General features: G+C 70.0%; 7 protein-coding genes. 4 read left to right on the top strand and 3 right to left on the bottom strand.

All coding sequences use genetic code 11. From position 1 onward, the window contains the following. Window positions 1-238 precede the first annotated feature (238 nt). Window positions 239-856 carry a transposase gene (locus tag LzC2_RS18805; RefSeq protein ID WP_171189572.1) on the bottom strand — a complete coding sequence of 206 codons (618 nt, stop codon included), beginning with the start codon at window positions 854-856 and terminating at the stop codon, window positions 239-241. A gap of 460 nt (window positions 857-1,316) precedes the next feature. On the opposite strand from LzC2_RS18805, the gene LzC2_RS18800 reads away from it, so the two are divergent. After that, window positions 1,317-2,600, top strand: a complete 1,284-nt coding sequence (locus tag LzC2_RS18800; RefSeq protein WP_206678796.1) for an AAA family ATPase — start codon at window positions 1,317-1,319, stop codon at window positions 2,598-2,600. Between the two features lie 194 nt (window positions 2,601-2,794). Then, window positions 2,795-3,061 carry a hypothetical protein gene (locus tag LzC2_RS18795; RefSeq protein ID WP_171189570.1) on the top strand — a complete coding sequence of 89 codons (267 nt, stop codon included), beginning with the start codon at window positions 2,795-2,797 and terminating at the stop codon, window positions 3,059-3,061. A gap of 17 nt (window positions 3,062-3,078) precedes the next feature. On the opposite strand, the gene LzC2_RS18790 is transcribed toward LzC2_RS18795, so the two are convergent. Both LzC2_RS18790 and LzC2_RS18785 read right to left on the bottom strand, forming a co-directional pair. Beyond that, complete coding sequence (locus LzC2_RS18790) at window positions 3,079-4,044, bottom strand: sugar phosphate isomerase/epimerase family protein (protein ID WP_171189569.1); 966 nt, start codon at window positions 4,042-4,044, stop codon at window positions 3,079-3,081. 93 nt (window positions 4,045-4,137) lie between these two features. Then, complete coding sequence (locus tag LzC2_RS18785; RefSeq protein WP_171189568.1) at window positions 4,138-5,052, bottom strand: alpha/beta fold hydrolase; 915 nt, start codon at window positions 5,050-5,052, stop codon at window positions 4,138-4,140. A gap of 164 nt (window positions 5,053-5,216) precedes the next feature. On the opposite strand from LzC2_RS18785, the gene LzC2_RS18780 reads away from it, so the two are divergent. Next, on the top strand, window positions 5,217-6,593 hold the full coding sequence (locus LzC2_RS18780) for a PQQ-binding-like beta-propeller repeat protein (protein ID WP_171189567.1): 1,377 nt from the start codon (window positions 5,217-5,219) through the stop codon (window positions 6,591-6,593). A 216-nt stretch (window positions 6,594-6,809) separates the two neighbouring features. Next, window positions 6,810-8,548, top strand: a 1,739-nt coding sequence (locus LzC2_RS18775) for a sensor histidine kinase (protein WP_171189566.1), incomplete at its 3' end; no start/stop codon positions are given.

The raw sequence follows: 8,548 nt of genomic DNA, 5'->3' as shown, positions 1-8,548 counted from the left end.
GCGATAAACTTCAGAGCGTGAGACTTCAGTTCGTGGTCCACGGGTCGGGGCTTTCGAAGGGAGACGAAGGACGTCAGACATCCCCAGTTTCCCTCCGAGAGCCCCGGCTTCCCACACTCTCACTGGCGTCTCGCCAGTGCTGGGTGACGTGGACAAGCTGAGTCGACGCCGAGCCGTGGGGCGGCGTCGCGCTCACTGGCGAGACGCCAGTGGCACGCACCCCTCGTTCTGCACGCCTTCACTCACTCCAGAACTCCGGAGGCAGGCGGGTGAGCGGGGGATGTCGGGCGTCCGCGAGGTTCCCGTCGCCCGCGAACTGTCGGGCGCTGGACCACAGCCAATCCGTCGATCGCTCGACCAGCCCGCGTCGGACCGGGTTGGCGTGGATGTAGTCGATGGCTGCCGCGACGGCCGACGGCGTGAGAAGGTTCCGGTCGTATCCGGCTCCTTCCTGCCAGAACCGGAACGCGGTCTTGCCCGGCCGCTCCCGCACCGTTAGCCGGGCCAGCAATCGTCCGCCGGCCGGGGAGGATTTGAGGTCCGCCTTCACCCGCACCGAGGTCGGCCGCTTCGTCGCCGCCAACAGGCGGGACAGCCGCCGCGGCACGTCATCGTCGCCTGACCCCGCGGCGTCGTCGTTCCAGCCCGGCAGGACGAGCAGGTGGACGTGCTCGGGCATCAGCACCCATGCGATCAGTCCGCACCGAGCGTTCGGCAGCGCGGCGGTGAGCGCCTCGCAGAAATACGTCCGCCAGCAGTCGTTGGTAAGCAGCGGAATCTGCCGGTAGGTCGAGAAGGTCAATTCGTGCAGGTGGCCCGGCTCATGGCGGCGGCGGAGCGACTTGCGGTGCGGCACGCGAGTAGCGTGACGGCGAACGGGCAAGTCCGGCAACCTTGGATGGACGGCTCGCGTCGTGCCCCACGGCGGGAGACGCTGGGCGTTCGGACGATTTCTCCCGCTCCCGCACTGGCGAAACGCCAGTGGCACACGCGGAGCGACTTGCGGCGCGGCACGCGGGTAGCGTGGCGGTCCAGTACGGGCGGGGGCAACCCGGCGGCGAGGGTGTGACGTCGAGCGTCACGACGGAAGTGGGTTGGTGTCCGAGGAGCGTCCCCCGCGTCCGCACTGGCGAGACGCCAGTGGCACACGGCGTCGTGATTTTTCCCGAGGCCGCTCTAAAACGCCGGAAAATCGCGTTCGCGGGGTTCTCAAACATTTGGCGGGGGCCGTCGGAGTTCGGGGCGATTCGTCTTTATCCCGTACTGGACGGGCGTCACCATGCGGGCGGTTCGTTTTGATTCGTTCGGAGGACGTGATGGGGAGGTCGGGGAGGCGGGAGACGCACAATCGGAACGGGATTGATTGGGCGACGCTCGATGCGTTGCTGCCGCAGGCGGAGTGGCCGGAGGGGGACGGGCCGCCCTGGAAACGCGGGGCGCCGGAGACGCCGCCCGATCCGTTCGCCCCGGGGGCCTGGACGGAGCTGGCGGACGTGGCGCCGCGGCCGGTGCGGTGGCTCTGGCCGGGGCTGCTGCCGACGGGAAAACTCACCGTGCTGGCCGGCGATCCGGGGACGGGGAAGTCGTTTTTGACGCTCGACTGGGCGGCCCGGGTGAGCGCGGGGCGAGGGTTTCCGGCCTATCGGACGGAAAGCTCCAAGGACCAAGAAATCAAGAACCAAGACGGGGGCGGCGACGGCGGTTTGGTTCTGGATTCCTTGGAGGTTGAGGCTTCGCCGCAAGGCGTGATCCTGTTCTGCGGGGAGGACGATCCGGCGGATACGGTGCGGCCGCGGTTGGAGGCGCTGGGGGCGGACGTGAGCCGCATTACGCTCGCCGGGCAGGTGACGACGCCGACCCGCGGGGTAAGGCAGGACGGCACGAACGAGGTCCGCCGGGGGTACGACCTCGCCGCGGATCTGCCGCGGCTGCGGGCGCGGTTAGATCGGCAGGCGGCGGACGGGCGGCCGGTGGGGCTGGTGGTGGTCGATCCGCTGGCGGCGTTCACGGCGACGGGGAACCGGAATCACGAACGGGCGACGCGGGCGATCCTCGACCCGCTGGCGGCGCTGGCCGCGGAGACGGACGTGGCCGTCGTCGCGGTTCTGCATCTCCGCAAAGAGCGCGGCGGGCCGGCGGTGCTGGGGCCGCTGGGGAGCATCGCCCAGGCCGCGGTCGCCCGCAGCGTGCTGCTGGTCTCCGAGGACCCCGCCGACCCGGCCGGCAGCGTGCTGCGGCCGGGGAAGGCGAATCTGGCGAAGCGGGCCGGGGTGATGCCCTTCAAGATCACCGGCGGGACCGTGCGGTACGGCGCCGTCCGCCGAGCGACGCCGGGACCGGCGAAAAGCCAGCGGGAGCGGGCGACGGCGTGGATTCGGGCCTATCTGGCGGACGGGCCGAAGCGGGCGTCGGACGCGATGCGGGACGGGCTGGCCGCGGGGATCGGGCGGAGCACGCTGAAGCTCGCCCGCCGGGATCTCGGGTTGGCGAAGCATCGGTTCCACGGGCCGCGGGGGGACGCCTCCGATCCGGCGGCCCGGGCCGCCGGCGCCTACTGGGTCTGGGCGCTGCCGGGGCAGGACCCGGGCGACGCGGCATGAGCATGGGCAAGTTGTTTGCGACCTCGGCGAGCCGGTCGCGCGTCGCTCGCATGCTCACCCGCCGGCGCTTCGCTTCGCGGCACGCCGTCGTGAGAGCATGGCACACACCTGTCGGCGGGTGGTCAGGGGGCGGGGTTTCGGACAGGATGACGGTGGCGGGGGCCGTCGGGTTTGAGCGTCGTCGGAGAGACCGCATGCACCAGTTCGTGCCGATGTCCACGTTTGAGAAGGTCTGCGCGGCGTTCGCGATTTTGCTCGGCGGGGGGCTGATGCTGCTCGGGGCCGTCGGGCTGTTTCTCGGGTCGAGCGCGAACTTCACCCTGCCGCCGGTGCTGGGCGTGGCGCCGTTCTTTTTCGGGTACGGGATCTGCATTCCCCTCGTCCGCTATTGGAGGATGTCGAACGCCCCGCCGTCGCCTCCGCCGAACCGGGAGGACGGCGCGAGGTCGGACCTCGTCTGAGCGGTCGCTCGCTCGCTTCAGGCCGCGAAGGCGTTGCGGAGCATCGCGAGGCTCTTGGGGATCGCGGTGGCGTGGGCCTCGCCGCCTTCGAACTCCAAGGAGATATAACCGCGATAATCGACGTCTCGCAGGATTTTGGCGACGCGGTCGTAGTCGATCTCCAACGTATACCAGGTGCCGCCGCCGTAATACGTCTTCGCCTGCACGAAGACCGCCTCCGGGGCGAGGGCTTGATATTGAGCGTATTGATCCTCCAGGAAATTGCCGGTGTCCAACGTCGCTTTGAGCCACGGGGAATCGACCGCCTTCAAGCACCGCAGCACGCCGGCGGCGGTGCGGCCGAGCCCCCAATGGTTCTCCAGGCCCAGGACGACGCCGCATTTCTCCGCGGTCGGCAGACACTTTTCCAAGCCCTCCTGCACCCAGGCGAAGCCCTCGTCGTCCGTATAACCCTCCAGCCGCGGCTCGATGCCTTTATTGGCCATGAGATCATCGAAGGACTTCGACGTGCCCCAGCGGCCGGTGTTGACCCGCATCGTGGGGATGCCCATCGCATAGGCGAGTTCGATGCAGGCGATCGTGTGGTCGACGTTCTGCTGACGAATCGCCGGGTCCGGGCTGAGAAACGATTGGTGCGTCGAGAGCCCGCACAGGCTCAGGCCATGCCGAAAGGCCCGCTGTTTGATCGTTTGCAGAGCCGCGTTGGAGGTGTCCTGCATTTGAATATGCAGCACCTCGACGGCGTCGAACCCGGCGTCGGCGGCGAGATCGATGCAGTCCGTGATCGCCAGCTTGCTGTCCTCCCGGAACCGCCAATAGGAGTAGGTCGAGACCGCGATCGGGTTCGCCCGACGCCCCGGCGACGCCGGTTCCTCCCCGGCTGCTGCGAGGGGGGAGACACGGCGGGCGCCGGTCGCTCCCGCGGCGGCGAGGGCGGCGCCGCCAAGCAGGACGGCGCGACGGGACGGCTGGGGGACGGACATCGAAACAGGCGGGTCGGGGTCGGACGGACGGTCTGCGGGGGAAGCGGTCGCGGGCGCCGACGCACGATACCCGGTGCCGCCCGCCCCCGCCGGTCAGTCCTGCAACCCGTCGAGGAACGCCCGCAGCGCCGTCAGCGTCCGCTCCAACTCGTCCCGGTGCACGCTGTGGCCGGCGTTCGGAATGTGGACCAGCGTGCCGGCGGGCAGGCGATCGGCGACGGCCTGGTTCGCCGCCCGTTCGTCGTCGTCGTCGTCGGCCTTGAGGATCAGCGTGGGCGCTGTGATCTGCGGGAACAGGTCGCCCATCGAGGGGCGGACGCCGTCATCACGCAGTGCCAGGCGCGGGTGATACAGCTGTTTGGAACGCGCCCAGTACTCGCACTCCGTCCGCGACCAGCCGGGGGAGTTCTTAACGCATTGGGCGAGGAGATCTTCGTAGGGCGTGTTGTTGCGGCCGAGGGTGCGGGCCATCTCCCGCTGCTGCCGGGCCTCGCGATCCGGGTTCGCCCCGCCGGCGTCCCCGCCGCCGGTGCGGGGAGCGAGGCGCGGGTCGACCAGCACGACGGCCCGCGGGACGTCCGGGGAAGCCGCGGCGAACATCGCCGCGGAGGCGCTGCCCATCGAATGGCCCATCACGATTGGGTTCTTCAATTCCAACTGCTTAATGACGGCGCCGATGTCCGTCGTCTGCACGGCCATCTGATCGCCCTCCATCGGCGGATCGGACAGGCCGTGGCCGCGGGCGTCGGTCATGATCACGTCGAAGTCCGCCTGCAGCTTCGAGGCGACCTCCGTCCAGCACAGCCCGTCGTCGGAGAACCCGTGCAACAGCAGCAGCGGCGGCTTGCCGCCCCCGGTGCGGTAGTAATTGATGCGGGCGCCGTCGATCAGCAGTCGGCCCTGCGTCCACCCCGCCGGCGGGACCGCGGGGCCGTCGGCGACGGCGAACGTCGGGCCGAGGCACAGCCCCGTCAGCAGGGCGAGCGTGAAGCGAACGGATCGGAGCATGGCGAGGCGACGGTCGGAAGGAGGACGGAGGGCGGGACGGCGGAAGGGACGGGGCAGTGTGAGCGGCCCTCTCCTCGGCTGTCCACCGGCGGGCGGGGTCTACGCATCCCGAGGCGGGGCGATAGGCTTTTCGTGAGTTCGTTACCCCACGTCGACCGCCGCCGATGCCTCGTTCCACCCTCTGGTCCTTCGCCGCGATCCTGTTCGGCGGGCTGTTCGCATCCGCAAACGCCGGCGACTGGCCGCAATTCCGCGGGCCGGAGGGGAACGGCGTCGTCCCCGGCCCGGCGTTGCCGACCGAGTGGGACGGGGCCACAGGCAAGAACGTCCGTTGGCGGGTCGACGTGCCCGGCGAGGGGTGGAGCCAGCCGATCCTCGTCGGCGACCGGTTGTTCCTCACCGCGGCCGTGCCGGTGGGCGAGACCGACGCCCCGCCGTTGGGACAGGAACGCGGCGGCGGCAGCTACGACGGTCCCAGCGGAGCGACCTATCGCTACGAGGTGCGTTGTCTGAACGCCGAGACCGGCGAGACCCTCTGGACCCGCGTCGCCCGCACCGGCCCGCCGCCGCTGGAGCGCCATCGCACCAACACCTACGCCACCGAGACCCCCGTCGCCGACGGCGATCGCCTCTACGCCCTGTTCGGCATGACCGGGCTGTACGCCTTCACGCTGGAGGGCGAACCGGTGTGGGCGAAGGAGATCGAAGCTCGGCCGATGCGGGCGGGGTGGGGAACCGCGTCCTCTCCGGCGCTGCACGACGGGACCCTCTTCCTGCAAACCGACAGCGAGGGCGCCTCCGACCTGCGGGCGCTCGACGCCGCGACGGGGGAGGAACTGTGGCGCGTCGAACGGGACGGCGAGCCCTCCTCCTACGGCTCCCCGGCGATCTGGGAGCACGACGGCGGCGCCCAGGTGGTCGCCGGCGGATTGATCGCCCGCGGCTACGATCCGGCGACGGGCGAGGAACTGTGGCGGTTGGATATGGCGAAGGGCCGCAGTTCCGCGACGCCCTCGCCGGTCGGCGACGTGCTGCTGATCGGCACGGAGTACCGCGATCGCGGCGGCGAGAACGACGGCGGCGGCTACCTCGCCGCGATCAAAGCCGACGCCCGCGGCGATCTGGGATCCGTCGAATCCCCCCGCGACGGCGTCCGCTGGGCGGAAGAGCGAGCCGGCATCCAGATGGCCTCCCCCGCGGTCGCCGGCGGGCGGGTCTTCCTGTTCGAGCGACGCGGCGGGATCGCCCACGCGCTCGATCTCGCCACGGGCGAGCAGCAAACGCGGGTTCGCGTGCCGGCCTCGGCGCCGTTCTGGGCCTCGCCGCTGGTCTCCGGCGGGCGGGTCTACGCGCTGGACGAAACCGGCACGACGCACGTCGTCGATCCGAGCGGCCCGACGGACCAGCTCAACGTCGTCGTGCGGAACGAAACGCCCGGCCTGTTCTGGGCCAGCCCCGCCGCGGCTGACGGGCGGCTCTACCTCCGCTCCTCGAACGAATTGATCTGCATCGCCGAACCGGACGGCGCCGCGGTGGATTGAGGGTCAAAGATCTTCGTAGGAAGAGCGCTCATGACTTCAGCGGCTTAACCCGGAAGGGCGGAGGGCCGTCCCCGCGATCGGGGCGGACGACGCCGCGATCGTGGGCGCCGTTCGCGTTCGCGACCGAAGAGAGTTCGACAGCGCCCGACAGCGCGGGCCGATCGTTGGATCGGCTCGCCATCGCGGGCCGTGAATTTCCCTTCGGTTTCGCCGTCCATGACCCCGCCTGCCTGCCCGGCCTGCCCCGCCGTCCCGGAAGACGGCGGGGAATTGCGAACCGAGAGCGCCGCCGCGTTCTTCGGGAAGCTGTTCGACACCGCCGACTTTCCGCCCCGCTGGTACTGCGGGAGTTGGACCGAACCGCTCGGCTGGCTGCATATCGTCAGCGACGGGCTGATTTTTCTCGCCTACCTGGCGATCCCGCTCGGTCTGCTGGGCATGATGCTCTGGCGGGCCAAACAGGCGGAGGGCACGCCGAGCCAGCGCTTCGCGGACGCGGTCCCCTTTCCCAAGCTGACCGCCGCCTTCGCGCTGTTCGTCTTGATGTGCGGGTTCGGACATCTGATCGAGGCGGTGATCTTCTGGCAGCCGGTCTACCGTCTTTCGGGTCTGTGGAAAGCCGCGACGGCGGCAATCTCCGTGGGCACGGCGATCGGCCTTTTGCGGGCGGCTCCGCAGTTGTTGAAGCTGCCCTCCGCCGCGGCACGAGCCGATCGCGCCGCGGCCGAGGCGCGGTTGCAAAAGGAATTGGCCGAGGCCGCCGCCGACGCCGGCACCTGGGTTTGGGATCTGAAGCAGGATCGCATTCGCGTCGGCGTCGGGCTGGAACGAATCTGGGGGCTGCCGCCGGGCTCCGCGAAGTCCGGGATTGAGCCGGCGCAGTTCTACGCGGCCGTCCACCCGGACGATCGCGACGCCCTGCGGACCGCACTCGAAGAAACGCTCGTCGACTCCGGGAACCCGGGCGGGCTCGGCGACGAAGATGAGGCGTTTCAGGCCGACGTGCGGATTCCGGTCGGCGACGATCGGCTGCGATGGGTCTCCGCCCGTGGACGAGTCGTCCGGGGCGAGGACGGCGATCCGCGGCTGCTCCATGGCGCGGCCGTCGACGTCACGGAGCGGGTGCGCATGGAATCGAAACTGAGACACGCCAAGATCGCCGCGGAGGCTTCGGATCGTGCGAAAAGCGAGTTCCTGGCGAATATGAGCCACGAACTGCGTACCCCGTTGACGGCGATCCTGGGGTACTCCGATCTCGCCGCGGGAGCCGCCCGGGACGGCGGGGCCGGGGCGGGGGACTGCGACGCGGACCTGACGGAATACTGCGGCACGATCCGGCGAAACGGCGAGCACCTGCTGCGGCTCATCAATCAGATCCTCGATCTGGCCAAGATCGAATCCGGCAAGCTCCTCACGGAGCGGATTCCCGTGCAACTCATCCCGCTGACCAGCGAACTGATCGCCGAACAGGCCCCGTCGGCGGCCGGGAAGGGGATCGCGATCTGCTCCGAGATCGCCCCGGACGTGCCGCGGACCGTGATGGCCGATCCGACCCGCCTGCGGCAAATGCTGTCGAACCTGCTGACGAACGCGGTGAAGTTCACTTTCCAAGGCGAGGTCCGCTTGCGGGTGAGCTATGACGAAACCGCGGGCGAGCTGGAGTTCGCCGTGGAAGACACCGGCTGCGGCATCGCGGAGGAGGATTTGGAGCGGCTCTTCTGTCCGTTCGAGCAGGCCGACGCCAGCGTGACCCGGCGACATGGCGGGACGGGGTTGGGGCTGTCGGTGTCCCGTCGGCTTGCGGAGCGGCTCGGCGGTTCCTTGACCGCCCGCAGCCGCAGGGGCGAGGGAGCGAAATTCCTGCTCCGCCTCCCCGCGGCGGCGCTCGGGGGATCCACGCGGGGCGAGCGCCCGGCGCCCCCCGCGGCCGTCCTCCCGCCGAGTCAGACGGCCGA

The sequence above is a fragment of the Alienimonas chondri genome, assembly GCF_013036045.1.
GTDB lineage: Bacteria > Planctomycetota > Planctomycetia > Planctomycetales > Planctomycetaceae > Alienimonas > Alienimonas chondri.
Note: the sequence above shows the minus strand (reverse complement) of the source record. Positions and strands in the feature narration are given on the sequence as shown.

Excerpts from the sequence above, each read along its gene's own strand:
- LzC2_RS18800 (WP_206678796.1), top strand. The coding sequence starts at position 1,317 with ATGGGGAGGTCGGGGAGGCGGGAGACGCACAATCGGAACGGGATTGAT.
- LzC2_RS18780 (WP_171189567.1), top strand. The coding sequence starts at position 5,217 with ATGCCTCGTTCCACCCTCTGGTCCTTCGCCGCGATCCTGTTCGGCGGG.
- LzC2_RS18790 (WP_171189569.1), bottom strand. The coding sequence starts at position 4,044 with ATGTCCGTCCCCCAGCCGTCCCGTCGCGCCGTCCTGCTTGGCGGCGCC.
- LzC2_RS18795 (WP_171189570.1), top strand. The coding sequence starts at position 2,795 with ATGCACCAGTTCGTGCCGATGTCCACGTTTGAGAAGGTCTGCGCGGCG.
- LzC2_RS18785 (WP_171189568.1), bottom strand. The coding sequence starts at position 5,052 with ATGCTCCGATCCGTTCGCTTCACGCTCGCCCTGCTGACGGGGCTGTGC.